The sequence below is a fragment of the Sulfuricaulis sp. genome (genome assembly GCF_049587675.1).
Lineage (GTDB): Bacteria > Pseudomonadota > Gammaproteobacteria > Acidiferrobacterales > Sulfurifustaceae > Sulfuricaulis.
Genome location: NZ_JBAVEJ010000220.1, coordinates 1 through 24,226, shown reverse-complemented (window position 1 = coordinate 24,226; position 24,226 = coordinate 1). Strand labels below are relative to the sequence as shown.

The following is a 24,226-nucleotide window of genomic DNA, read 5'->3' as shown; positions in this document are numbered from 1 at the left end:
ACCGTCATCATTCATTAAATGAATTGTTAACATTGCGTTAGCCTCTGATTCCCTGAGAAGCATCGGGAGACGGCCCGCGCAATTCGCAATACTTCGTCACGGGAGCGCTCTCATTGTTAGCGGATTTGCGTTGGACTGAGCCCGCATGCGCCATGATGATCAGGCCCGCCACATCCAGGATCATGGCCACGCTGCCATCGCCCAGTATCGTCGCCGCGGAAATACCTTCGACCTTGCGGTAGTGGGCGGAGAGACTTTTAATCACAATCTGCTGTTGACCCAGCAGATCATCCACATATAGCCCCGCCTTCTTGCCGTCAGCCTCGACGATAACAAGCAGCCCCTGGGTAAAATCCGTGGAGCGCGACTCGATGCCGAAAAGCTGATAGAGCCGGATTAGCGGCAGATATTCATTGCGCATACTGAACAATTCGCCGCCGCCGACCGGACGACTGACCTGCTCGGGACGAATGCGCACCGATTCTATGATGCTTACCAGCGGCAATATGTAGGTGTGTGCGCCGACTTGCACGCTCAGACCGTCCAAGATCGCCAGCGTCAGTGGCAGGCGCACGGTAAAGCAGGTGCCGCGTCCACTCTGCGACGTAATTTCCACGCTTCCACCCAAACGATGGATGTTGTTGCGCACAACATCCATGCCAACTCCGCGGCCGGAGATGTCGTTCACCATCTCGGCTGTTGTAAAACCCGGAAGGAAAATCATTTCTTCAATTTCCTGCACCGAAAGTTTAGCGTCAGCAGCAATCAAGCCATTTTTGACGGCTCTGGAAAAAATCCGGTCATGCTGCAAGCCACGACCGTCATCGCGAATTTCGATGATGACGTTTCCGCCTTTTTGGAAGGCCTTAATTTCGATGGTTCCGGTTTCAGACTTGCCGGCGGCAACACGCTCCGCCGGCGGTTCGATGCCGTGGTCCAGGCTGTTGCGCACCAGGTGCAGCAGCGGGTCGATCAGATGATCAATCACGGTTTTGTCGATCTCTGTCTGCTCCCCGCTGATGATAAGTTCCACCTTTTTATCGAGCTTCTGGCTCATGTCATGTACAAGACGCGGCAAACGGTTGAAGGCGAAACTCAATGGCAGCATCCGTATACGCATGACGCTTTCCTGCAGTTCGCGGGTGTTGCGTTCCAGCTGCTCGAGACCGGCAAAAAGCTTGGAGAGATTGTCAAATGAGAAGTTAGTCGTCAGCTGACTCAACATGGTTTGCGTGATCACCAGTTCGCCCACGGTGTTGATGAGCGCGTCGACTTTTGGCACGCTGACACGAAGAGTGTCGGTATGAGTGTCTATGGAGGCAACCGCCTCAGCGACGCTGCGTTGCGACAGCGTCGGTGCCGGCATCGTGTTGGGTGTGATTTCCAGGTGGCACTCGTCCAGCACCCAGCTGAATACTTCAGCGATCGCCTCGCGTGTGGCGGGTCCGGCAAACTCGACATTCCAGGAGAGATAACACTCTTCAGGATTCAGTTGTTCCCAGGATGGCAGACGTGAAACATCAGCGCTTGTTTTCAGTTTTCCCAACCCGGCAAGCTCGCGCAGAATGCGCAACGGATCGTTGCCCGTGTGAAACATTCGCGGATTCGGCCGAAACAGAATGTGCCATAGCGTTGTCGTTAGCGCCCCGGGTTGTGTCGGGGTTTTCCCCGTTGCCGGCAAAACCGTGCTCTCGTTTCCCAGCCTCTCGAGCTGCACGCGCACCGCCTCGATGGCATTCTGGTCAGCCCCCTTTCCTGTCTTGGCCGCGATGATCAGGCTGCGCAGACAGTCTACGGCCAACAGCAACAGGCCCACCACGCGCCGGTCCGGCAACGAGCGGCCATCGCGCAGGGCATCGAGCCGCGATTCGAGCACATGCGCAAAAGCCGCGACATCGCCGAATCCGAAGGTACTGCTTCCGCCTTTGATGGAATGGGCGGAGCGAAAAATGGTATTGAGAATTTCAGGGTCGGCGTTCACGGTGTCTTGACCGCTTGCAGACGCTGTTTTTTCCAGACGTAGTAATTCGGCTTCCATGACCGACAGCCCTTCGAAACTCTCCTCGAAGAATGTCTGGTGAAATTGGCGCATGTCGATGGCCATGGCCTTATCCCAGCACCTTTTTCACCACGGTTAACAATTGTTCCGGATTGAAGGGTTTGACGATCCATCCGGTGGCGCCGGCGACTTTTCCCTGCTGGCGCTTGGCTTCCTGCGATTCGGTGGTGAGCATGAGAACGGGTGTGAACTTGTATTCCGCCAATGCACGCAGGGATTTCAAGAGAGTAATCCCGTCCATGTTGGGCATATTGATGTCCGCGATCACCAGATCGACCTTTTTCCCCTCGAGGACTTTGAGCGCTTCCTGGCCATCCGAGGCCTGGATGACTTCATGCCCCACGCTGTGCAGCGTGAAACTGATCATCTGGCGCATTGAGGCGGTATCGTCGACGGTGAGTATAGTTGCCATAGTGGCCTCCTTCAGAACAACTCCACCGCGGGCCCGTCATCCGTGGCCTGGTGGATTGTGCGTGATTCGTGGACAGCGTTTTTCGTTGGTTTTGCTACCGGTTCCTGCGCGGGTTCTTCACGCATGCGTGACAGCCAGCGCTCGTTATTCGGCAGGTTCTTGAGCAGGCTCTTGTCGAGATTGATTGTTTCCTGCATCAGGTGATACAGCGAGCGGCGCAGGTCATCCATCGGTTCCAGCATGCCGCTCAGTTTCTGGCTGGTAATATCGTGGAACTGCAGGGAGACGACGACGTTGCGCACGTCTTGCGCGATTTCCTTGCTGATCTCGTTGATGCAGCTGACGGTTTCGGCCACTTCGCGGTTTTTGTCTTCCAGCGACCGCGTGAGCGAAACCACGTCCTCCTTGATCTGAAGAGCGTGCTCCATATCAGCCGCGGACAGCATGCGCATGTTGCCGTAGGTCTTGCTCAGACCGGTTCTGACTTCCTTGAGATGTACGCGTATGCGATCGCTGAATTCATGCGAGCGCTTGCTGAGGCGCCGGACTTCGGATGCCACGACCGAGAAACCGCGCCCGTGTTCGCCGACGCGCGCCGCTTCGATGTCGGCGTTCAGCGCCAGCAGGCTGGTCTGGTCGGCCAGCTTCTCCACGTCGAGAAGGAACCCGTCGATCGCCTGGGTACGGTTCTGGACACCGTCAAGTTCGCGTACCATATTGACCGACAGATCCGCCACTCGAACGACCTCGTCGGCCATTTTGTTGAGCCGTTCATCCGATACCTGAATGAAATCTTTCAGCGACTGGGGGATGCCGTCGCTCGTGGCGCCTTGCGTGCCTTCGAGGAGTTCCATCGCCTGCCGTGCCTGAATGGTGGCCTTGTTGATCACCGCCTCGAAACTGCTGGCGATGGTATTGGCGGCCTGCTCGGTCTGCTTGATCACCGAGTAGATATCCTTGCGCAACACGAGCGCGGCTTCGCTGTAACGTTGTGCCACGTCTACCCAGCGACGCATCAGATCCTCGAGACGGCGACGCTGGTTATCCGCCGCCATGTTCTGCAACACTTCATCGACTTGGGGAATCTGTTCAATATCGTTGGATGGCGACATCAGCGCATCCACTTGATCGAGGACTTGTTTTGCATCGTGCCCGCCGAGTACTTCCTCTCCTTCCAGCGGCTTTTCCTCGTACTGCTTGCGGGCGTAAAACGCCAGGATGGTCAGCGTGAGAACGGCGCATAAACCGCTGCCCAACCCCGCCCACCAGGGTATGAACGGCACCGACCACGACAGGGAAACCACCATGCCCACGACAGCCCACAGCCACCAACGCGGCCAGGAGGCCGAGTGCGCCAGAACAGACGAGTTGAAAGAAAGCGGTCCGTTCATGATTTCATCTCAAGAATAAATTCAAGGCCGAGCCATTGTGCGGCCTGCTGCAAACCAGAAGACGGGCTTTGCCAACTGATCGCCAGACCGCGTTCGCGGGCCGCGCGGCAAAAACATGCCAACACCTGCATGGCGGCGGCATCCAGACGTTCGACCCGGCTGCCGTCAAGCACCACTGGTGTGGCGCAGGCAAGCACCGTGCTCAGCTTTTCATGAAGCGTCTGGGCATCGACAATGCCTAGCACCGCCTCTAGCAACACATGCGTCGTATCGGCGGTATGTTCGATGTGAACCGGATCCATACTATTTCCTGTCACGACCTATCCTTTTCGTGGCCTCAGGTGGCCATGTACCTGCCGTTACCCCGGGATTGGCCGGGGAACCTGCAAACATCCTCATATAGTTATAGCAATAGCCGTGCCAGTCCCGGGATTGCAGCAGGGGCGCAGACACGCAGGAGCAAGGGGGTTAGCCGCAAAAACAGCGATAACTAGCCATTTTCGCGAGCGAGCAGGGTCTTCCCGGGAGACGGGAACAGCAAATAAAGCAGATCCCTACAGATTAAGGGGGGGATGAGGTCCGGTAACGGCAGGATATTACAGAAAACGGCAGTTCAGCGAGCCAGGTTGTTCAGAATGGCCTGTTTGACGGCACCCACCTCGGCCTTGACCTTGAGCATCGGTCCATTGCTCTGCTTGATGGCCGTGTCGGGATCCTTGAGACCGTGGCCGGTCAGGGTACAGACCACGCGGCTGCCCTCGGGGATTTTGCCGCGTTTGATGTCGTGCAGGGCGCCAGCGAGCGAAATGGCCGAGGCCGGTTCGCAAAAGACGCCTTCCTTCTGGGCCAGGAGTTTTTGCGCCGCCAGGAGTTCTTCGTCACTGAATTTCTCAAACCAGCCTTGCGACTCCTTCTGTACCTGCCAGGCCTTATCCCAGGATTGTGGATGGCCGATGCGGATAGCGGTGGCAACCGTCTCAGGGTTGTCCACCATCTTGCCAAGAATGAATGGCGCGGCGCCCGCTGCCTGGTAGCCCACCATGACCGGACGGTTGTTGCATATGCCGTGATCGGCGTATTCGCAGTAGCCCATCCAATGCGCCGTGATATTGCCGGCGTTGCCGACCGGCAAGCAGTGGTAATCCGGCGCACTGCCCAACTCTTCGATAATCTCGAACGCCGCTGTCTTCTGTCCCTGCAGGCGGTACGGGTTGATCGAGTTGACGATCGTCACCGGCGCTTCGTTGGCAACATTTTTCACCAGCGCCATACCGGCATCAAAGTTTCCCTCAATCTGGATGACGACCGCCCCGTGGATCATCGCCTGCGCCAGTTTGCCCAGAGCGATTTTCCCATCGGGGATGACCACAAAGCAGGCAATGCCGGCGCGAGCGGCATAGGCCGCGGCCGCGGCCGAAGTATTTCCAGTGGAAGCGCAGATGATCGCGCGGCTGCCCTCTTCCACTGCTTTGGTTACGGCCATGGTCATGCCGCGATCCTTGAACGAGCCGGTTGGATTCAGGCCTTCATACTTCACATAGATGTCGATCTGTCTGCCCAGCTCACGAGGGATGTTGTTGAGGCGTATCAGCGGTGTGGCACCCTCGCCAAGACTGATGATGCGGGTATCGTCCGAAACCGGCAGACGGTCGCGGTATTTGTCGATGAGGCCGGTATAGCGGCTGCCGAGATTCATGATCAATTCCAGTTGGGGTTCAGGTGTTCGAGGCGGATACGCGCCACGCTGCCTTCGATGGAAGAAAGCTTCTCTATGCGGTCAATGGCTTCGTTCATGTTTTTCTCCCGCACCCGTTGCGTCAGGATGATGACCGGCACGGTCTTTTCGTTCGGACGCGGCTCCTTTTGCAGGATCGACTCGATGCTAATGTTGAGATCAGCCAGAATGCGCGTGACTTCGGCCAGCACGCCGGGTTTGTCGAGCGCGTGCAGACGCAGATAATACGAGGTCTCGACGTCCTCGATCGGAAGGATCGGCAGATCCACGAGCGCATCCGGTTGAAACGCCAGATGCGGAACGCGGTTGTTCGGATCCACCGTCAGCGTGCGCACGACGTCCACAAGATCGGCAACCACGGCCGAAGCCGTCGGTTCGGCGCCGGCGCCGGCTCCGTAAAACAGCGTTGGCCCCACGGCATCACCCTTGACCAGCACCGCGTTCATGGCCCCGTCCACGTTGGCGATGAGCCGGCGCTCGGGAATCAGCGTCGGGTGCACGCGCAGTTCGAGACTGCCGTTCGTGCGTCGCGCGATGCCGAGAAGCTTGAGGCGGTAGCCGAGATTTTCGGCGTATTGCACGTCCATGCGAGTGATCTTGGTGATGCCCTCGGTATAGGCCTGCTTGAATTTGAGCGGAATCCCGAAGGCGATGGCCGCCAGAATCGTGAGTTTGTGTGCGGTATCGATGCCTTCCACGTCAAATGTCGGATCGGCCTCGGCGTAGCCCAATCGCTGCGCTTCCTTCAACGCGTCGGCGAAGTCCGCGCCCTTGTCGCGCATCTCCGTGAGAATGAAATTGCTCGTGCCGTTGATGATACCTGCCAGCCATTCGATGCGATTGCCAGCGAGTCCTTCGCGCACCGCCTTGATGATGGGAATACCGCCGGCCACAGCGGCTTCGAACGCCACCATGACGCCCTTTTTCTGCGCCTGAGCGAAAATTTCGTTGCCATGCACGGCGATCAGGGCCTTGTTGGCGGTGACCACGTGTTTACCGTTGGCGATGGCCTCGAGTACCAGCGCGCGCGCCGGTTCGTAACCGCCGATGAGTTCCACCACTACCTCGATCTCGGGATTGCGCACTACCTCGTACGGGTCCGTGACGAGCTTTATGCCATCGGTCGAACAGGGGCGCTTTTTCTTCAGATCGCGCGCCGAGGCCTGGATGATGTTGATTTCGCGTCCGGCGCGGCGAGCGATTTCCTGTCCGTTGCGCGCCAGCACGCTGATCGTGCCGCAGCCGACGGTGCCGAGGCCGAGAATGCCGATTTTGACAGGTTTCATGTTTGATTTATGAATTAAGGAAACTATGGATAAACACTGATGGACACAGATAAAAAATCAAAAAATGGAAATAACGTTCTTCTAATCTGTGTTTATCTGTGTTCATTTGTAGTTAAAAGCGATATTTAGTTGTTCGCTTGGCGCACATTAACCAGCACCTGATCCTTGCGAAACATCTCGCGGATAGACCGGACCGCCTGACGCGTACGGTGCTCATTCTCGATAAGCGAGAAACGCACATGCTCATCACCGAACTCGCCAAAACCGATGCCGGGCGAAACTGCCACCTTGGCATCGGTGAGCAATTTCTTAGAAAAGTCGAGCGAACCCATCGCGCGGTATGGCTCGGGGATGTGCGCCCAGACGAACATCGTGGCCTTTGGCTTTTCGACCAGCCAGCCGGCGGCGAACAAACTGTTGCACAGCACGTCGCGCCGTTTCTCGTAGGTCAGCCGGATCTCCTCCACACAGTCTTGCGGCCCTTCGAGAGCGAGAATGGCCGCCACCTGGATCGGCGTGAACATGCCGTAATCGAAGTACGACTTGATGCGCGACAATGCCGCCACGAGCTTGGTGTTACCGCACATGAATCCGATGCGCCAGCCGGGCATGTTGTAACTTTTCGATAACGTGAAAAACTCCACCGCAATGTCCTTGGCTCCCGGCACCTGCAAAATGGATGGCGCCTTGTAACCGTCAAAGACAATATCGGCATATGCCAGGTCGTGCACCACCCAGATGCCGTGTTCTCTGGCTACCGCGATCACCTTCTCGAAGAAACCAAGGTCGACGCACTGCGTTGTCGGGTTGGCCGGGAAATTAAGTACCAGCATCTTGGGTTTGGGCCAGGCCGTCTTGATGGCTTTCTCGAGTTCCGCAAAAAAATCACCGCCCGGTACGAGCGGCACATGGCGAATATCGGCGCCGGCAATGACGAAACCGTAGGCATGAATCGGATAACTGGGATTGGGAACCAATACCGAATCACCCTTGTCGACGGTCGCCAACGCCAGATGCGACAGGCCTTCTTTCGAACCGATGGTGACGATGGCCTCGCTGTCCATGTCGAGATCCACGTCGTAGCGGCGTTTGTACCATTGGCATATCGCGCGACGCAGGCGCGGAATACCGCGCGAGACCGAATAGCGGTGCGTGTCTTCTCGTTGCGCGGCCTCGATCATTTTGTCCACGATATGCCTGGGTGTGGCGCCGTCGGGGTTACCCATGCCGAAGTCGATGATGTCATCGCCACGACGGCGCGCCTGTGCCTTGAGCTCGTTGACGATGTTGAAGACGTAGGGCGGCAGTCGCTTTATGCGCGGAAAGTCGTCGTTTTGTGACATGCTTTTAGCCGGGCTGGTATAGTAAAGGCTTGGCGCCAAGATATTGAATACGCATGCATTATAGGGCTTTCGCTACAGCGATGGAACATGTGAACCGCCAGCAGCCATGAAAATTCATCTTGAGTCCGGTCTGGGGCAGAACCTGATCCGTGCCTATGCACTCGGCCGCATCACCATCAACGAGGAATTCTATACCACCAGCCTGATCGTCACACCTCGTCAGGTCGTCACGGAGTGGCCGCCGGTCAGCTTTGCCGACTTGTTGGCGGGGCACTTTGAAATGATTGTCCCCTTGCGACCCGAGGTGGTGATTCTGGGCACAGGTGCGCAGCTGCGGTTTCCCGCGCCGAGTCTTACCCGGTCGCTGGTGGAGGCGGGAATCGGGATTGAAGTGATGGACACCGGCGCCGCGTGCCGCACCTACAATTTTCTGATGAGCGACGGCCGGCGTGTGGCCGCCGCCCTGCTCATGATCGAGGAACTAAAACAGGGAATCGACTGAGTAACCGGCTTTTTCCAGGATCACACGCAGTCGTTTCAGCGCCTCTACCTGGATCTGGCGTACCCGTTCGCGTGTTACGCCAATGTCGGCGCCGACCTCCTCCAGCGTAGAGATCTCGCGGTGGTTCAGCCCGAAACGGCGCTCGACCACCTCACGCTGCTTGTCGTTGAGTTCATCCAGCCACTGCTGAATCAGCTGTTGCAGGTCGTCACTCTGCAAAACCTTCTCCGGATCGGGCGTGCGCTCGTCGGCGATGGCATCCAGTAGCGAGCGGTCGGGATCGTCATCCAGCGGGGCGTCGACCGAAGCGACACGCTCATTGAGACCCAGCATGCCTTTGACGTCTTCGACCGGCTTGTCGAGCAGATTGGCGACCTCTTCCGGCGACGGCTCGTGATCCAGTTTCTGCGCGAGATAACGCGCCGCGCGTTGATAGATATTGATCTCCTTGAGAACATGCACCGGCAGACGAATGGTGCGCGTCTGGTTCATGATGCCGCGCTCGATGGTTTGCCGTATCCACCACGTCGCATAGGTGGAGAAACGGAAGCCACGCTCGGGGTCGAACTTTTCCACCGCGCGAATCAGGCCTAGGTTGCCTTCCTCGATGAGATCAAGCAGCGAAAGGCCGCGGTTCATGTAACGTCGGGCGATTTTGACCACAAGGCGCAGGTTGCTTTCGATCATGCGCTTGCGCGCCTTGCCGTCGCCTTTCTGCGCCTTGCGCGCAAAAAAGACCTCCTCCTCGGCGGACAGGAGCGGCGAAAAACCGATCTCCTTGAGATAGATACGAGTAGCGTCTGCGTGCGAATAGTACACGTCGCCCGATTCGCGTCCGCTGGTCTCGGCCTCTTCGTTTTCAGCCGCCGCCTTGGGGGCCGTTTCCTCGGAAACCTCTTCTTCGGCTTCCTCGGCCGGAGCGATGGTCTCGTCGTCGATCTCTTCGGCTTCGGGCGATACCTTGATCTCGTCAGGCGATTTGACTTTGGCTTTGATTATGCCCTTTTTGACGGGGGCGCGGGACGGTTTGCGTGGTGGCATAATTACTTTCTGGGAAGATAGTCCTGCGGGTCCACCGGAGCACCGCGGTATCGAACTTCGAAATGCAGCTTGGCCCTATCGGCGCCAGTGCTGCCCATGTCGGCGATTTTCTGGCCCCGTTTTATCACATTCCCTTCCTTGACGTAAATCCTGTCGCAGTGGGCATATGCGCTCAGAAAATCGGCGTTGTGTTTGATGATGATAAGCTGTCCGTAGCCGCGAAGTCCACCGCCCTGATACACGACTTGTCCCGCCGCCGCCGCGAAGATCGGTTGGCCTTTACGGCCGGCGATGTCAATACCTTTGTTCGGACCGTTGGCGGAATATCGCTCCAACAACGCTCCTTCCGCCGGCCATATCCAGTCGAGCTGTTTGGCCGCGCCGGCGGGTACATCTTGCTTGGCAGACGTTTGCGGTTTTTCCACCGCGGCTTTTTTCTTTTCCGGTGCTTTTTCGGTAGTCGCACGCTGATTCAACGTCGGCGGCAATGGTTTCAACTCCGGACGGATCGCCTGATCCGCACCCGCCGGCGGTAACAGGCGCAGTTTCTGTCCAGGCTTGATTACATACGGAGGGGCGATGCGGTTCCATCTTGCCAGGTCGCGGTAATCGCGCCCGGATTCCCAGGCAATGCTGTAAAGCGTATCGCCCACCTGCACCTCGCGGTATCCGGCTTCCGGGTGTCGCAGCGCGGTACCCTGCTCGCTGACGGGCGCCAGGGGAAAGGCGCAGGAAGAAAGCAGCACCAGCATGAAAGCCATTCCCCATCTAAAGAGGGCCATTCGATGGTTGTTGAACGGCGCATGCGCTGTTCTCAGGTGGAATCTCTCACGAGCGGAACGAAATTGACGAGTTCGAGGCGTTCCTGGGAAAGCCCTTTGTCCGTGTTTTGAACCAGCAACAATTCCTGCATGGCCGGCCCGCCGACAGGGATGATAAGCCGGCCACCGGGCGCGAGTTGCTCGAGCAGGGCCGGCGGAACTTCCGCGGGCGCAGCGGTGACGATAATACCGTCGTAGGGGGCGTGCTCCTTCCATCCCCAGCTGCCATCGGAGAGCTTGATGTTGACGTTGCGACAGCCGAGTTCGCGCAGCCGCTTGCGCGCCAGTTTCATCAGCGGCTCGATCCGTTCCACAGAATAGATTTCGTCCACCAGCTGGGCGAGCACTGCCGTCTGATAGCCGGATCCGGTACCGACCTCGAGGACCTTTTTCAGGCGCCCGCCGGCCAACAGAGTCTGGGTCATGAGCGCCACGATATAGGGCTGTGAGATAGTCTGCCCCTGGCCGATAGGCAGGGCTGTGTCTTCGTAAGCGCGGGTGGCGAGCGCTTCATCCACGAAGAGATGACGCGGCACGTTGCGCATCGCCTCGAGAACCCGTTCGTTGCTGATCCCCTCTTCGCGCAACCGCTGGATAAGCCGGTCACGGGTTCGCTGCGAGGTCATGCCGATGCCGTGGACGTTCATGCTCACCGGAAATCGTTCAGCACAGAAGTTTCCTATATTTTCTTGAGCCAGACAGAGACCTGCTCCAGCGCAGTATAACGGGTCAGATCGACATGCAAAGGGGTGATGGATACGGCATGGTGTCGTACGGCGTAAAAATCCGTTCCCTGTCCCGCGTCCGCCTCCGGTCCGGGAGCACCGACCCAGTAAACCGGATTGCCATGGGGATCGGCGGCGCGGATCACGGGCTCGGCCTTGTGGCGGTGTCCGAGACGCGTGGCCTCGTAACCGGTGAGTTGCTCGAATGGTACATCCGGTACATTGACATTCAATATGGTATCCGCGGGCAAGGGATCGCGCTTGAGTTTATCCAGCAGACGCAGCACAACCTCTGCCGCTGTTTGAAAATTCGTTCCGGTTTTACCCACCAGCGATACGGCAATGGCCGGCAGACCCAGGAAGCGTCCTTCCATCGCCGCCGCGACGGTGCCGGAATAAATCACGTCATCGCCGAGATTGGCGCCACGGTTGATGCCGGCAATGACGATATCGGGTTCCTTCTCGAGCAGACCGGTAATGGCCAGATGCACGCAATCGGTCGGCGTGCCGTCCACGTAGTAGAAACCGTTTTCGCCTTTCTGGACACGCAGGGGCTGGGTCAGCGTGAGCGAGTTGCTGGCGCCGCTGCGATCGCGCTCTGGAGCCACCACGTCGATGTGCGCCTGTGGCGCTAGCGAGCGGGCGAGACAGGCGAGCCCGGGAGCGAGGTAGCCGTCATCGTTGCTGAGGAGTATTCGCATGGCGATTTATATCACGGGCTTCTTTTCCACCCCGTATGGCGCGCCCGAGCATCGCAGCCGGAATCGGGAAAAGCGAGCCTCGTGTTCGAGCCCGTGGCGCGTATTTCGCACCCGGCGAGTTGAGGCGAGCGCCGATTCCGGCGAGAAGCACAGGGAGACGGTCGCGCCATCCGGGGGCGTGCTTTCTTTGGTTACTTTCTTTGCACGAGCAAAGAAAGTAACCCAGGGTGCAGGGGCGGAGCCACCCGCACATAGCTTTTGAGAATCGCGCGCAACGCGCGCGATACCATTCAAAGCCTGGATTCCCGCTTTCGCGGGAATGACGGGAGACTCGTGGGTCAGCCACCCACAAGTATGCGTCGCCGCAGGCGACACAAAACCAGGTGCCAGGAATGGAGCGCGCGAATAACCAGATTGGTCGGGGCGAGAGGGTGAGCCGGAACAGACGAAGGCACTTAACGTGCCTTCGTCCCGGCGAACGCCCGCACACGGATGTGCGGGCTGGGGTTCATCGAAGTTACTGGTGTTTCGCCAAGGATGGCATGCACGATGGTCGGGGCGAGAGGATTTGAACCTCCGACCACCACCACCCCAAGGTGGTGCGCTACCAGGCTGCGCTACGCCCCGTTTGTATGTTTGCGTGGAAGGGTCCCGCATGATGTACCGCAGATATGCGGCCGCCATCATACCGGAGAATAAACGTGAGGCAAGGCTAATTTAGAGCTTTTTAAGGATGTCCAGGACGCCTTCGAGCTCGCTGATGAGCGTCTTGACGGCCTGCTGACGATTGGCGTCCAAGGGTTCGGGGTTGTCCAGATCAAGCTTGTTGCGTGCACCGCTGATGGTGAATCCTTCCACGTACAGAAGGCTGCGAATCTGACGGATGAGAATCACGTCGTGACGCTGATAGTAGCGCCGGTTGCCGCGGCGCTTGACTGGCTTGAGCTGAGGAAACTCCTGCTCCCAATACCGCAGCACGTGCGGCTTGACCGCGCACAACTCACTCACTTCACCGATGGTGAAGTAGCGTTTTCCGGGTATCGTGGGAAGTTCGTGATTTTCGCCGGGGTCAAGCATTTAGTTCAGCCTGCGCTTTAAACTTTTCGCGATTGGCCTGAGCATTCTGCTCGACTCGTTCCTTGAGCTTGTGGCTGGCGCGGAAGGTGACAACCCGCCGGGCGGTGATGGGAATCTCCTCGCCGGTTTTGGGGTTACGTCCCGGACGGGGGTTTTTCTGACGCAACGAAAAATTGCCGAAACCGGAGAGCTTTACCTGCTCCCCTTCGGCCAAGGCGGTGCGAATCTTTTCAAAGAAAAACTCGACAAATTCCTTTGCCTCCCGCTTGTTCAGACCCAGCTCGTTGAACAGGTTTTCCGCAAGATCTGCTTTGGTCAAAGCCATATACCTATACCCTTCTTCTTTGTTCCCAAGGACTTATTGACGTGGTAGCGCTCCCAGCTTGGCTCCCAGAGTCGTGATAACCTCTGCCATCACCTGCTCCACATCCGTTTCATTAAGAGTGCGCGAAGAGTGCTGCAAGGTCAAGCCCAGAGCCAAACTTTTTCTTCCGGAATCAATGCCTTTCCCGCGATACTCATCAAATAGCTCAAGGTTTACGAGCAAACTTCCCGCGGTTTTTTGTACGCACTCCAGCACCGACTGGGCCGGTATGGCCTCATTCACCATGATAGCAAGATCCCGTCTTATCGAGGGAAATCTTGAAAATTCCTTGAAAATAGGGATTCTTTCCCAACCCAGTGAGGATAGCCGAAACTCATACAGGACCACCGGCTGCGAAAATCCCAGATGGGCCTGAATCGCAGGGTGCAGCAATCCCAGCAGGCCAAGCGGTTGTCCGTGGTATTGAATTTCCGCTGTCTGTCCGGGGTGCAAGGCCGGGTGCTTGCCAGGCCGGAATAGTACCTCTCTGCCTATGCCCGCCAAGGCAAACAAGGCTTCAATATCGGCTTTGGCGTCATAAAGATCGACCGCGCGCCGGGCCGCGCCCCATTGCTCTGCCACCGCATCGCCATAGACGGCACCGCCCAGCATATGCTCCTGAACAACGTCCTGGTCCCGCGGCAGAAAGCTGCGTCCGATCTCAAACAGACGCGCCCGCGTCTGCTGGCGGTTCTGGTTATACAGGATGGTCTGGAGCAAGCCGGGCCATAGCGAAGTGCGCATGACCGCCATGTCCGCGCTGATGGGGTTGGCCAGTGCCAGCGGCGGGATCTCGGGGTCGATCAGGTTTTGAATCTTGGGATCAACGAAGCTGTAGGTGATGACTTCCTGGTAGTCACGATCTATCAGCGCGGCACGCAGACGCGTTTCGGATACCCCAGATTCCGCTACCGGCCGCGCGGACATCGGAATACGCGGATGCCGGGTTGGGAGTTTGTCGTAACCATGGATGCGGGCGATCTCTTCGATCAGATCCGCTTCACGCTCGATATCGAAACGATATGAGGGTGGCGTGACGATCCAGTTCGACCGTGACTTTTTCAGCTTCATGCCAAGACGTTTCAGGATGCTCTCGATAATTCTGGCCGGCACATTCATGCCCAGCAATCGTTCAACGCGATCAACGCGCAAGGCAATTGAAACGGCGCGTGGCAAGTGCCGCCCTGCCGTCTGTTCAATGACCGGTCCTGGCTTGCCGCCAACGATGCCAAGCAGGAGCGAGGTCGCGCGTTCCATGGCGCGCCGTTGCAAGTCCGGATCGACGCCGCGTTCAAAGCGCTGGGACGAATCGGTTTGCAGCCCCTGCGAACGGGCGCGAACTGAAATCGTTTCCGGTCGAAACCAGGCGCTTTCGAGAAACAAATGCCGGGTGGAATTGGTTACCGCGGAGTGAAAGCCGCCCATGATGCCGGCCAGCGCCAATGGTTGCCGGTCGTCGGCGATCAGCAGACTGCCTGGCTCGATTTTGATCGTATTGCCATCGAGCAGGACCAGCGATTCGTTTTTCGTGGTGAGGCGCACGTGAATAGCGCCATGCAGTTTCTCGAGATCGAAGGCATGCATGGGTTGCCCCAACTCGAGCATGACATAATTGGTGACATCGACAACGGGATGAATGCTGCGGATGCCGCCGCGGCGCAATTTTTCCTTCATCCACATGGGCGTGACCACCGATGGATTGATATCGCTTATGATGCGGCCGACATAGCGCGGACAGTCCTGTGGTGCATCGAGTTTGACGGAAATTTTACGGCGAAGTTTGACGCTGGCCGGTTTGATGACCGGCGATTTCATTTTCGCGCCCGTCAACGCCGTGAGCTCTCTGGCGATGCCGGCGATGCTCAGACAATCGCCGCGATTGGGAGTGAGATCGATCTCCAGTGTGACGTCATCAAGACCCAGATAATCGGCGATCGACGTGCCCGGTCTGGCGTCCTTGTCCAGGGACAGCAGGCCATCGGCGGAATCCGTCAGTCCCAGTTCACCGGCGGAACAGAGCATGCCTGCGGACATAACGCCGCGAACTTCCGCTTGTTTGATTTTCATCCCGCCCGGCAGCGTGGCGCCTTCCAGCGCGACGGGCGCCTTCATGCCTTGCGCCGCGTTGGCCGCGCCGCACACGATATCGAGTTTCTTGCCTTTGCCGACGTTCACCCGGCAAAGCCGGAGCTTGTCGGCGGACGGATGCGGCGCGACGGAAACAATCTCTCCGACCACGACACGATGCAGAACCGGCGCCACCGGCTCAATCGCTCCGACTTCCAGTCCGGCCATTGTCAGGCGGTCCGCCAGCGCCCGCGTATCGAGCTTTGGCGATACCCACTCACGCAACCATTTTTCACTGATTTTCATAAATTATTTTTCACCGTCAAGACGCCAAGAATGCCAGATAAAAATTATTTTCACTCGTAAACCTGGCGTCGCCGGCGCCTTGGCGGTTTTATTCCTATCTAAACTGCTGCAAGAACCGTAAATCGTTTTCGTAGAACAACCGCAGATCGTTCACGCCGTAACGCAGCATGGCGAGACGCTCCACGCCCAGCCCGAAGGCGAAACCGCTCCAGCGCTCGCTGTCGATGCCCACTTGGCGGAACACCTCGGGGTGCACCATGCCGCATCCCAGCACTTCGAGCCAACCGGTGTTCTTGCAGACGCGGCAACCCTTGGCGCCACAGATGACGCAGCTGATATCCACTTCCGCGGACGGTTCCGTAAACGGAAAATACGATGGGCGAAACCGTACCTTGAGCGGTTTCTCGAAGAATTGAACGAGAAAATCGCTGAGCACGCCCTTGAGATCGGCAAAACTCACCGCCTCGTCCACCATGAGCCCCTCGATCTGGTGAAACATGGGAGTATGAGTCACATCTGAATCGCAGCGATAGACGCGCCCGGGCGCAATAATGCGCAGCGGCGGCTGGTGGTTTTCCATGTAGCGCACCTGCACGGGCGAAGTGTGCGTGCGCAGCAGCCGGTGCGCGTCGAAATAAAACGTGTCGTGCATCGCCCGCGATGGGTGACTTGGAGGAATGTTGAGCGCTCCGAAGTTGTGGTAATCATCCTCAACTTCAGGGCCGTCGGCGACATCGAATCCCATCCGCAAGAACAAGGTTTCGAGCCGTTCCAGCACGCGCGTAATCGGATGCGGGCCGCCTTGACGAACGCCGCGTCCCGGGAGCGTCACATCCAGTATTTCACGCGCCAGCTGCTGGTCACGGGCGGCGGATTCAAGCTGCTGTTTGCGCGCGCCGAGTTTCTCCTGCAGCGCTTCCTTGGCACGGTTGACGAGCGCGCCGACGCGCGGCCGCTCGTCCGGCGGCAGTCCGCCGAGACTCTTCAGCTGCTCGGTCAGCAGGCCCTTCTTGCCCAGATATTTGACGCGAAGATCTTCGACAGCAGCGGCATCGCCTGCGGCGGAGACCGCCGTGTCTGCCTCCGCCATCAACGTCTTCAGATGTTGCTCAACAGCGTGCGTCGTGTCATTCACAGTTCAGTTTGCTCGCGTACAAATAAAAAGGGAAAGGTCGGTTGACCTTTCCCTTTCGGTGACAATCGCTTCATGTGACGGCTCGCGCCGTCATCGCGACCTCAAGAGGCCAGAGCAGCCTTGGCCTTGTCAGCCAGAACGGAAAAGGACTTTTTATCGTGCACCGCGATATCGGACAGCACCTTGCGGTCGATATCGATGGTGGCCTTTTTCAATCCGTTCATAAATCGGCTATAGGAGAGACCGCACTCGCGAGCCGCGGCATTGATGCGCGCGATCCACAGGGCGCGGAATTCGCGCTTGCGGACGCGCCGGTCGCGATAGGCGTACTGGCCGGACTTGGCCACCGCCTGCTTGGCGACGCGATACACCTTGCGGCGTGCGTTGTAATAACCCTTGGCCTGCGCCAGCACCTTCTTGTGGCGCGCGCCGGCCGTGACTCCACGTTTGACTCTTGGCATGTTCTATTCTCCTCAGCTGTACGGCAGCAAGCGACGCAGGCCGGCGACATCGGTGCTGAACACCGTGGTCGTGCCACGCAGGTGACGTTTGCGCTTGGAGCTCTTTTTGGTGAGGATGTGCCGCAGATGCGAATGCGAGCGTTTGAAGCCGCCTTTCGCCGTCTTCTTGAAGCGCTTGGCGGCGGCGCGGTTGGTTTTCAACTTGGGCATGTTTGTACTCCTTGAGTAAGCGCCTGCAGGCACATGCGTGGCCCGTTCGGTCGCGGTTATAAAAAAATTTTCCGGCGGCTAGGTCGCCGTCTTGATTTTGGGTTCAGCCTTCGGTTCCGTCTTGGGCTCCGTCTTCGGAGCTGGCTTCTCGCTCTTGACGACCTTGCCCGCGCCCGGCTTGGGATTGAACACCATCACCATCTGCTTGCCTTCCATGCGCGGATGTTGTTCCACCACGCCGTAATCCTTGAGATCGCTCTCCAGTCGCTTCAGCATTTCAATGCCGAGTTCCTGATGCGCCAGTTCGCGTCCGCGGAAGCGCAGCGTGATCTTGGCCTTGTTGCCCTCTTCCAGGAAGCGGACCAGGTTGCGCAGCTTGGTCTGATAATCCCCGATATCCGTGCCGGGGCGGAATTTGACTTCCTTGATCTGAATCTGCTTTTGCTTGCGCTTCGCCGCGTGTTTGCGCTTGCTTTCCTCGTACTGGTATTTGCCGAAATCCATGACCCGGCAAACCGGCGGCGCGGCATTCGGTGAAATCTCTACGAGATCGAGGCCAGCTTCCTCCGCCCGGCGCAGCGCATCGCTTATGGGAACTATGCCAACCTGCTGGCCATCACTGCCGATCAACCTGACTTTCGGGGCGTTGATGCGCCCGTTGACACGAACCTCTTTATCCGTCGCGATGTTTCTGATCCTCCAAAATAGTAATGCCGCGGCTCGCGGTTTCCCGGGTGAGCATGACGTGGAACGCTTCCGACGTCATCCCGCCGAGATCCTCACCCTTACGCGTGCGCACGGCTAGGGTACCTTCCAGTGCTTCCTTCTTGCCGATTACCAGCATATAGGGGATGCGCTGCAGGGTATGTTCGCGAATTTTAAAGCCTATTTTCTCGTTTCTCAAGTCGGATTCGACCCGCCAACCGAGTCGGCGCAGGGTTTTTTCGAGTCGGAGGGCAGCTTCCTGTTGCTCGTCGGTAATGGTCAGGATGACGGCTTGGACCGGGGCCAGCCAGGTCGGCAGCGCTCCGGCGTGTTCCTCGATCAGGATGCCGATAAACCGCTCCAATGAGCCCAGGATGGCCCGGTGCAGCATGACCGGCACCTGCTTGCTACCGTCCTCGGCGATATAGGTCGCTCCCAACCGGCCGGGCATGGAGAAGTCCACTTGGATAGTGCCGCACTGCCAGATGCGCCCCAGACTGTCCTTGAGCGAGAACTCGATCTTGGGGCCGTAAAACGCCCCTTCCCCCGGCTGCAAGTCCCATTTGAGGCCCTTGGTGTTCAGCGCCTGCTCCAGGGCATGTTCGGCCTTGTCCCAGCTCTCATCAGAGCCGATGCGGTTCGCCGGGCGGGTGGATAGCTTGTAGATGATGTCCTTGAAGCCAAAGTCGGCATAGACCCGGTGCAGCAGGTCGATAAAGGCCGAGACCTCGGGCTGGATCTGATTCTCGGTGCAGAAAATATGCGCGTCGTCCTGCACGAAATTACGCAGGCGCAGCAGCCCGTGCAACGCGCCCGATTGCTCGTTGCGGTGGCACGAGCCGAACTCCGCCAGCCGCAGCGGCAGATCGCGGTAACTCTTGAGCCCCTGGTTGTATATCTGGATATGACAGGGGCAGTTCATCGGCTTGACGGCATAGAGCCGTTTTTCCGATTCGGTGATGAACATATCGCTGTGGAATTTCTCCCAGTGGCCGGATTTCTCCCACAATGAACGGTCCACGAGTTGCGGCGTGCGGATCTCGCGGTAGCCGTGCTCGCGCCACAACTCGCCCATGTACTGAACGATGGTCTGATAGAGCCGCCAGCCGCGCTCGTGCCAGAACACCATGCCCGGCGCCTCTTCCTGCATGTGAAACAGGTTGAGGCTGCGGCCGATCTTGCGATGGTCGCGTTTCTCGGCCTCCACAATCTGGTGCAGATAGGCATCCAGCGCCTCCTTGCTCGTCCACGCCGTACCGTAAATGCGTGCCAGCATTTCGTTGCGCGAGTCGCCGCGCCAGTAGGCGCCGGCCACCTTCATGAGCTTGAATGCCTTCAGCTTGCCGGTCGAGGGCACGTGCGGGCCACGGCACAGGTCGATGAATTCGCCCTGGCGATACAGCGAGATCTGCTCGCCGGCGGGAATGTCCTCAATGATCTTCGCCTTGTACTCCTCGCCCATGTCCCGGAAAAACCCGATGGCTTCGTCACGCGGCATGACGGTGCGGCTGACGGGGTAATCGCGCTTCGCGATCTCGTGCATGCGCTGCTCGATTTTCGCCAGATCCTCTTCCGTGAATCCACGTTTGAATGCGAAATCGTAATAAAAGCCGTTCTCGATGACCGGACCGATCGTGACCTGGGCTTCCGGGAACAACTCCTTGACGGCCTGCGCCAGCAGATGCGCCGTCGAGTGGCGGATGATTTCGATCCCCTCAGGGCTTTTGTCGGTGATGATGGCGACTTCGGCGTCCTGTTCGACGCGGAACGAGATATCCACGAGCTTGCCGTTGACGCGACCGGCAAGCGCGGCGCGTGCCAAGCCCGGCCCGATGCTCGCGGCAATGTCGGCGACTGATACCGGCTGGGGGTATTCCCGGCGGCTGCCGTCCGGCAGCGTGATGACTGGCATGATGCGCGACCCTTTCGTCAGTGGCGACCTCTACGAACGGCCGCATAATCGGGTTTCAGCAGTACGGTAGTCTTATCCTCCGGCGTTGCCGGGGATTGAATCTGGTAGGCGCGAGTGGGATCGAACCACCGACCACCACCATGTCAAGGTGGTGCTCTACCACTGAGCTACGCGCCTGCAAACAGGCGCGGAAAAATAGCACAATTCGGCGCGGAGTCACAAGTTTTATGCCTGATTGAGGGCGCCAATGCCGCTGCGCCCGACCAATCATAATTGAGGGCAGGCCCGGGCCACCCTCCTCAACCGCGCTTTCGGCCGCTGCCCTCGACCACGCCGAACTGACGTGAACGGATGGTGTGAAGCTTGTCGCGCAGCGCCGCCGCCTGCTCGAACTCGAGATTGCGTGCGTGGGCGTACATCTGCTTTTCCAGTTTGTTGAGCAGCTTGGCCAGCGCATCCGGCGCCATGGCCGCGTATTCGGCCTCTTCCTCGGCGGCGTGCAGGAACTCGCGTCCCGCATGGGCGGATTTCGTCCCGTAGTTTTTCGTGCCGAACAGCGGGTGCGTGGGCGGCACGCCATCGATGATTTCCTTGACCGCCTTGATGATGCCCTTGGGCGTGATGCCGTGAGTTTTGTTGTAGTCGACCTGTTTCAGGCGCCGGCGCTCGGTCTCGCCGATGGCCGCTTGCATCGAATCCGTCATCCGGTCGGCATAAAGAATGGCCTTGCCGTGAATATGTCGCGCCGCCCGGCCGATGGTCTGGATCAAGGAGCGTGCCGAACGCAGGAAACCCTCCTTATCGGCATCGAGGATCGCGACCAGCGACACCTCGGGAATATCCAGCCCTTCGCGCAACAGATTAATGCCGACCAGCACGTCGAAGGTGCCGGCGCGCAGATCGCGGATGATCTCCGAGCGCTCGATGGTCTCGATGTCCGAATGCAGGTAGCGTACCTTTACGTCATGCTCGTGCAGGTATTCGGTTAGGTCTTCGGCCATGCGTTTGGTTAGTGTGGTCACCAGCACGCGCTCGCCGTCCGCGACGCGAACGCGGATCTCGGACAAAAGATCATCGACTTGCGCCGTCGCGGGACGGATCTCCACCTCCGGGTCGACCAGGCCGGTCGGTCGCACGATCTGGTCCACGACAACGCCGTGGCAGCGCTCGCGCTCGTACGGACCCGGTGTCGCGGACACAAAAATGGTCTGCGGCATCAACCGCTCGAACTCATCGAAGCGCAGCGGCCGGTTGTCGAGCGCCGAGGGCAGGCGGAAGCCATATTCAACCAGCGTTTCCTTGCGTGAGCGGTCGCCCTTGTACATGCCCCCGAGCTGCGGAATGGTCACGTGGCTTTCGTCCACGACGAGCAGCGCATTTTTCGGTAGATAATCGATGAGAGTCGGCGGCGGCTCGCCGCTTTTGCGCCCGGAAAGATAACGTGAATAGTTTTCGATGCCTGCGCAGTAACCCACCTCGCGCATCATCTCAAGGTCGTAAAGCGTACGCTGTTCCAGACGCTGCGCTTCGACCAGTTTGTCCAACGAACGCAACTGCTCCAGACGTTCGCGCAGTTCCTGCTTGATCTCATCGATTGCCTTCACGATGGTCTCGCGCGGCGTGACGTAATGCGACGAGGGAAAAATGGTCATCCGCACCCGGCGCCCGGCGACTTCGCCCGTCAGGGGATCGAATTCGGAAATATTTTCCACGTCCTCGCCGAACAGCTCCACGCGCACGGCGAGCTGTTCGGATTCAGCCGGGAAGATGTCGATGACGTCCCCACGCACGCGGAACGTGCCGCGTCGCAGTTCCAGATCGTTGCGTGTGTATTGCATCTCCGTCAGCCGCTGCAGGATGGCGCGCTGGTCCATGCTGGCGCCTTGGCGCAGATGCAGAATCATGCTGTGGTAGGCATCCACGTCGCCCAGGCCGTAAATGGCCGAGACCGTGGCCACGATGATGCAGTCTTCGCGCTCGAGCAGCGCCTTGGTGGCCGAGAGGCGCATTTGCTGGATCTGCTCGTTGATCGAGGCGTCCTTCTCTATATACGTATCCGAGGAAGGGACGTAGGCCTCGGGCTGGTAGTAGTCGTAGTAAGACACGAAATATTCCACGGCGTTGCGTGGAAAGAAATCGCGGAATTCAGAGTAAAGCTGCGCCGCCAGCGTCTTATTCGGCGCCAGCACCAGCGTCGGCCGCTGCAGCTGTTGCACGACATTGGCGATCGTGAAGGTTTTGCCGGAGCCGGTCACGCCCAGCAGAGTCTGACAGGCCTCGCCGTGTCCCAGCCCCGCCATGAGCGCGGCGATGGCTTGCGGTTGGTCTCCCGCGGGCTGAAAAGGGCTGAGTAGGTCGAGCTTCTGGGTCATATGCTATCGTTTTTCCACTGACTTGCGGGTATATTACCGCGTTTTTCCGATACCGATTTCACGAGGAACCGTTGTCCACCATCCGCCTGTCAGGTCGCGTCAACCGCATCAAACCCTCCCCCACGCTGGCTGTCGATGCCCGGGCCAAGGAACTCAAAGCCCAAGGCAAAGATGTGATCAGTCTCGGTGCGGGCGAGCCCGATTTCGACACTCCGGAGCACGTCAAGGAGGCGGCGATCCGCGCCATTCGCGACGGCTTCACCAAATATACCGCGGTGGACGGCACGCCCGGGCTCAAGCAGGCGGTGATCGCCAAATTCAAACGCGACAACAGACTTGACTACACGCCGGAGGAAATCCTCGTCTCCGTCGGCGGCAAGCAGAGCTTTTTCAACTTGGCGCAGGCACTGCTCGACAACGGTGACGAGGTTATCATCCCGGCACCGTACTGGGTATCCTACCCCGACATGGTGCTGCTCGCGGACGCCAGTCCGGTTATCATTTCGGCCGGCATCGATCAGGCCTTCAAGATTCGTCCTGAACAACTCGATCGCACCATCACTCGCAACACGCGCCTGCTCGTCATCAACAGCCCATCGAACCCGACGGGAGCGGTCTATACGCGCGCGGAACTGGCGGCATTAGGCGAAGTGTTGCGCGAGCATCCGCATGTGCTGATCGCCACGGACGACATGTACGAACATATCCTGTGGTCGGATGAACCATTCTGCAATATCCTCAACGTCTGTCCCGACCTCAAGGATCGCACGATCGTCCTAAACGGGGTTTCGAAGGTGTATGCCATGACCGGCTGGCGCATCGGTTATGCCGCCGGGCCAAAATCGCTGATTGCGGCGATGAAGAAAATCCAGTCGCAGAGCACCTCCAATCCGACGTCGATCGCGCAAGTAGCGGCGGAGGCGGCTTTGAATGGCGATCAAGCCTGTATCACACCAATGGTGCGCGCGTTCAAGGAACGACACGATCGCGTCGTGAGCCGTCTGAACAAAATTCGTGGCGTGCGTTGTCTGCCCTCGCAGGGAACGTTTTATGCATTTCCCGATTTCAGCAAGGCGATTGCTGCGACCGCCGGTGTCGGCAACGATGTCGAAATGGCCGAGTATCTTCTTATTAAAGGCGAGGTGGCGCTGGTTCCCGGTTCCGCTTTCGGCGCTGAAGGTTACCTGCGCCTTTCCTATGCTACTTCCATGGATACGCTTGAAAAAGCGCTTGATCGGATTGATAAATTACTCGGTACGACTTAATCCTAAGAACTAGATATAAAGCTTACGTTGCAGGTCTTGCAGACTGGATATGAGTTGGCATAATAACTAACTCTTGAAAATAACTGGCTGCTAAACCCAAGATTAAAAACGTCGCGGGATAGCGGCGTCAACAAAAATAACAGGATGGATGGGGTAAATCGTTATTTGCCCGGATCATTATTTCTGCTATCAAGCTCCAGGTATCGCCTGAAGCAGTCTGGTTATTCGCTTTACGAGCTGATCATCACTTCGGCGGTGGCGAGTGTACTGGGAGTTAGCGCCGCGGGCATGAGCAGCCTGGTGCAGAATGCGCGCCTGACGGCTGGGGTCAATCAG

Annotated in this window: 21 protein-coding genes, 2 tRNA genes and 1 pseudogene; 2 read left to right on the top strand and 22 right to left on the bottom strand. The window is 58.4% G+C overall.

Going from position 1 to position 24,226, the window contains the following annotated elements; translation table 11 throughout:
- Positions 1-37: 37 nt before the first annotated feature.
- The 7 genes from WB402_RS11435 to alaC form a co-directional block, all read right to left on the bottom strand.
- Complete coding sequence (locus WB402_RS11435; protein WP_424207944.1) at positions 38-2,104, bottom strand: chemotaxis protein CheA; 2,067 nt, start codon at positions 2,102-2,104, stop codon at positions 38-40.
- 4 nt (positions 2,105-2,108) lie between these two features.
- Positions 2,109-2,471, bottom strand: a complete 363-nt coding sequence (locus WB402_RS11430; protein ID WP_424207942.1) for a response regulator — start codon at positions 2,469-2,471, stop codon at positions 2,109-2,111.
- Positions 2,472-2,482: 11 nt separating this feature from the next.
- A complete protein-coding gene (locus WB402_RS11425) occupies positions 2,483-3,862 on the bottom strand; it encodes a methyl-accepting chemotaxis protein (RefSeq protein WP_424207940.1) in 1,380 nt (459 codons plus the stop codon).
- A complete protein-coding gene (locus WB402_RS11420; RefSeq protein ID WP_424207938.1) occupies positions 3,859-4,164 on the bottom strand; it encodes an STAS domain-containing protein in 306 nt (101 codons plus the stop codon). Before WB402_RS11420 ends, WB402_RS11425 begins: the two co-directional genes overlap by 4 nt.
- A 311-nt stretch (positions 4,165-4,475) precedes the next feature.
- Complete coding sequence (gene thrC / locus WB402_RS11415; RefSeq protein WP_424207936.1) at positions 4,476-5,558, bottom strand: threonine synthase; 1,083 nt, start codon at positions 5,556-5,558, stop codon at positions 4,476-4,478.
- A 2-nt stretch (positions 5,559-5,560) separates the two neighbouring features.
- Entirely contained in the window at positions 5,561-6,883 is a 1,323-nt protein-coding gene (locus tag WB402_RS11410; RefSeq protein WP_424207934.1) for a homoserine dehydrogenase, read from the bottom strand.
- Positions 6,884-7,008: 125 nt separating this feature from the next.
- Positions 7,009-8,226, bottom strand: coding sequence for an alanine transaminase (alaC, locus tag WB402_RS11405; protein ID WP_424207932.1), 1,218 nt, complete (start codon positions 8,224-8,226; stop codon positions 7,009-7,011).
- A gap of 106 nt (positions 8,227-8,332) precedes the next feature.
- Between alaC and WB402_RS11400 the strand changes: the two genes are divergently transcribed.
- Positions 8,333-8,728, top strand: coding sequence for an Mth938-like domain-containing protein (locus WB402_RS11400; protein WP_424207930.1), 396 nt, complete (start codon positions 8,333-8,335; stop codon positions 8,726-8,728).
- Here the strand turns inward: WB402_RS11400 and rpoS are convergent.
- The 15 genes and pseudogenes from rpoS to uvrB all read right to left on the bottom strand — a co-directional run bounded on the left by rpoS (position 8,708) and on the right by uvrB (position 22,625).
- On the bottom strand, positions 8,708-9,769 hold the full coding sequence (gene rpoS / locus WB402_RS11395; protein WP_424207928.1) for an RNA polymerase sigma factor RpoS: 1,062 nt from the start codon (positions 9,767-9,769) through the stop codon (positions 8,708-8,710). The two genes, WB402_RS11400 and rpoS, sit on opposite strands and share 21 nt — an antisense overlap.
- Positions 9,770-9,771: 2 nt before the next feature.
- On the bottom strand, positions 9,772-10,521 hold the full coding sequence (locus WB402_RS11390) for a peptidoglycan DD-metalloendopeptidase family protein (RefSeq protein ID WP_424207927.1): 750 nt from the start codon (positions 10,519-10,521) through the stop codon (positions 9,772-9,774).
- 62 nt (positions 10,522-10,583) lie between these two features.
- On the bottom strand, positions 10,584-11,237 hold the full coding sequence (locus WB402_RS11385) for a protein-L-isoaspartate(D-aspartate) O-methyltransferase (RefSeq protein WP_424207984.1): 654 nt from the start codon (positions 11,235-11,237) through the stop codon (positions 10,584-10,586).
- A 32-nt stretch (positions 11,238-11,269) separates the two neighbouring features.
- Positions 11,270-12,016, bottom strand: a complete 747-nt coding sequence (gene surE, locus WB402_RS11380) for a 5'/3'-nucleotidase SurE (protein ID WP_424207925.1) — start codon at positions 12,014-12,016, stop codon at positions 11,270-11,272.
- 550 nt (positions 12,017-12,566) lie between these two features.
- A tRNA-Pro gene (locus tag WB402_RS11375) sits at positions 12,567-12,643 on the bottom strand.
- A gap of 90 nt (positions 12,644-12,733) precedes the next feature.
- The gene (locus WB402_RS11370; RefSeq protein ID WP_424207923.1) at positions 12,734-13,093 is read right to left on the bottom strand and encodes a MerR family transcriptional regulator; all 360 of its coding nucleotides are present in this window, start codon (positions 13,091-13,093) and stop codon (positions 12,734-12,736) included.
- On the bottom strand, positions 13,086-13,418 hold the full coding sequence (locus WB402_RS11365) for an integration host factor subunit alpha (RefSeq protein WP_372522307.1): 333 nt from the start codon (positions 13,416-13,418) through the stop codon (positions 13,086-13,088). The genes WB402_RS11370 and WB402_RS11365 overlap by 8 nt, the downstream gene beginning before the upstream one ends.
- Positions 13,419-13,451: 33 nt before the next feature.
- Entirely contained in the window at positions 13,452-15,830 is a 2,379-nt protein-coding gene (gene pheT / locus WB402_RS11360; RefSeq protein WP_424207921.1) for a phenylalanine--tRNA ligase subunit beta, read from the bottom strand.
- A gap of 94 nt (positions 15,831-15,924) precedes the next feature.
- Positions 15,925-16,920, bottom strand: coding sequence for a phenylalanine--tRNA ligase subunit alpha (pheS, locus tag WB402_RS11355; protein WP_424207982.1), 996 nt, complete (start codon positions 16,918-16,920; stop codon positions 15,925-15,927).
- Between the two features lie 146 nt (positions 16,921-17,066).
- Positions 17,067-17,426: a 50S ribosomal protein L20 gene (gene rplT, locus WB402_RS11350; protein WP_424207919.1), complete on the bottom strand. Its 360-nt coding sequence runs from the start codon at positions 17,424-17,426 to the stop codon at positions 17,067-17,069.
- Between the two features lie 12 nt (positions 17,427-17,438).
- Positions 17,439-17,636: a 50S ribosomal protein L35 gene (gene rpmI, locus WB402_RS11345; protein WP_424207917.1), complete on the bottom strand. Its 198-nt coding sequence runs from the start codon at positions 17,634-17,636 to the stop codon at positions 17,439-17,441.
- Between the two features lie 177 nt (positions 17,637-17,813).
- Positions 17,814-18,323 (bottom strand): annotated as a pseudogene (infC, locus tag WB402_RS11340) (translation initiation factor IF-3); the annotation flags it as partial.
- Positions 18,310-20,253, bottom strand: a complete 1,944-nt coding sequence (gene thrS, locus WB402_RS11335) for a threonine--tRNA ligase (RefSeq protein WP_424207915.1) — start codon at positions 20,251-20,253, stop codon at positions 18,310-18,312. The pseudogene infC and the gene thrS, both read right to left, overlap by 14 nt.
- Positions 20,254-20,355: 102 nt before the next feature.
- Positions 20,356-20,430 (bottom strand) — tRNA-Val (locus WB402_RS11330).
- A gap of 122 nt (positions 20,431-20,552) precedes the next feature.
- The gene (gene uvrB / locus WB402_RS11325; protein WP_424207913.1) at positions 20,553-22,625 is read right to left on the bottom strand and encodes an excinuclease ABC subunit UvrB; all 2,073 of its coding nucleotides are present in this window, start codon (positions 22,623-22,625) and stop codon (positions 20,553-20,555) included.
- Between the two features lie 80 nt (positions 22,626-22,705).
- On the opposite strand from uvrB, the gene WB402_RS11320 reads away from it, so the two are divergent.
- On the top strand, positions 22,706-23,890 hold the full coding sequence (locus WB402_RS11320; protein WP_424207980.1) for a pyridoxal phosphate-dependent aminotransferase: 1,185 nt from the start codon (positions 22,706-22,708) through the stop codon (positions 23,888-23,890).
- Positions 23,891-24,226 lie beyond the last annotated feature (336 nt).

Excerpts from the sequence above, each read along its gene's own strand:
- WB402_RS11435 (WP_424207944.1), bottom strand. The coding sequence starts at position 2,104 with ATGGCCATCGACATGCGCCAATTTCACCAGACATTCTTCGAGGAGAGT.
- WB402_RS11430 (WP_424207942.1), bottom strand. The coding sequence starts at position 2,471 with ATGGCAACTATACTCACCGTCGACGATACCGCCTCAATGCGCCAGATG.
- WB402_RS11425 (WP_424207940.1), bottom strand. The coding sequence starts at position 3,862 with ATGAACGGACCGCTTTCTTTCAACTCGTCTGTTCTGGCGCACTCGGCC.
- WB402_RS11420 (WP_424207938.1), bottom strand. The coding sequence starts at position 4,164 with ATGGATCCGGTTCACATCGAACATACCGCCGATACGACGCATGTGTTG.
- thrC (WP_424207936.1), bottom strand. The coding sequence starts at position 5,558 with ATGAATCTCGGCAGCCGCTATACCGGCCTCATCGACAAATACCGCGAC.
- WB402_RS11410 (WP_424207934.1), bottom strand. The coding sequence starts at position 6,883 with ATGAAACCTGTCAAAATCGGCATTCTCGGCCTCGGCACCGTCGGCTGC.
- alaC (WP_424207932.1), bottom strand. The coding sequence starts at position 8,226 with ATGTCACAAAACGACGACTTTCCGCGCATAAAGCGACTGCCGCCCTAC.
- WB402_RS11400 (WP_424207930.1), top strand. The coding sequence starts at position 8,333 with ATGAAAATTCATCTTGAGTCCGGTCTGGGGCAGAACCTGATCCGTGCC.
- rpoS (WP_424207928.1), bottom strand. The coding sequence starts at position 9,769 with ATGCCACCACGCAAACCGTCCCGCGCCCCCGTCAAAAAGGGCATAATC.
- WB402_RS11390 (WP_424207927.1), bottom strand. The coding sequence starts at position 10,521 with ATGCTGGTGCTGCTTTCTTCCTGCGCCTTTCCCCTGGCGCCCGTCAGC.
- WB402_RS11385 (WP_424207984.1), bottom strand. The coding sequence starts at position 11,237 with ATGAACGTCCACGGCATCGGCATGACCTCGCAGCGAACCCGTGACCGG.
- surE (WP_424207925.1), bottom strand. The coding sequence starts at position 12,016 with ATGCGAATACTCCTCAGCAACGATGACGGCTACCTCGCTCCCGGGCTC.
- WB402_RS11370 (WP_424207923.1), bottom strand. The coding sequence starts at position 13,093 with ATGCTTGACCCCGGCGAAAATCACGAACTTCCCACGATACCCGGAAAA.
- WB402_RS11365 (WP_372522307.1), bottom strand. The coding sequence starts at position 13,418 with ATGGCTTTGACCAAAGCAGATCTTGCGGAAAACCTGTTCAACGAGCTG.
- pheT (WP_424207921.1), bottom strand. The coding sequence starts at position 15,830 with ATGAAAATCAGTGAAAAATGGTTGCGTGAGTGGGTATCGCCAAAGCTC.
- pheS (WP_424207982.1), bottom strand. The coding sequence starts at position 16,920 with ATGGCGGAGGCAGACACGGCGGTCTCCGCCGCAGGCGATGCCGCTGCT.
- rplT (WP_424207919.1), bottom strand. The coding sequence starts at position 17,426 with ATGCCAAGAGTCAAACGTGGAGTCACGGCCGGCGCGCGCCACAAGAAG.
- rpmI (WP_424207917.1), bottom strand. The coding sequence starts at position 17,636 with ATGCCCAAGTTGAAAACCAACCGCGCCGCCGCCAAGCGCTTCAAGAAG.
- thrS (WP_424207915.1), bottom strand. The coding sequence starts at position 20,253 with ATGCCAGTCATCACGCTGCCGGACGGCAGCCGCCGGGAATACCCCCAG.
- uvrB (WP_424207913.1), bottom strand. The coding sequence starts at position 22,625 with ATGACCCAGAAGCTCGACCTACTCAGCCCTTTTCAGCCCGCGGGAGAC.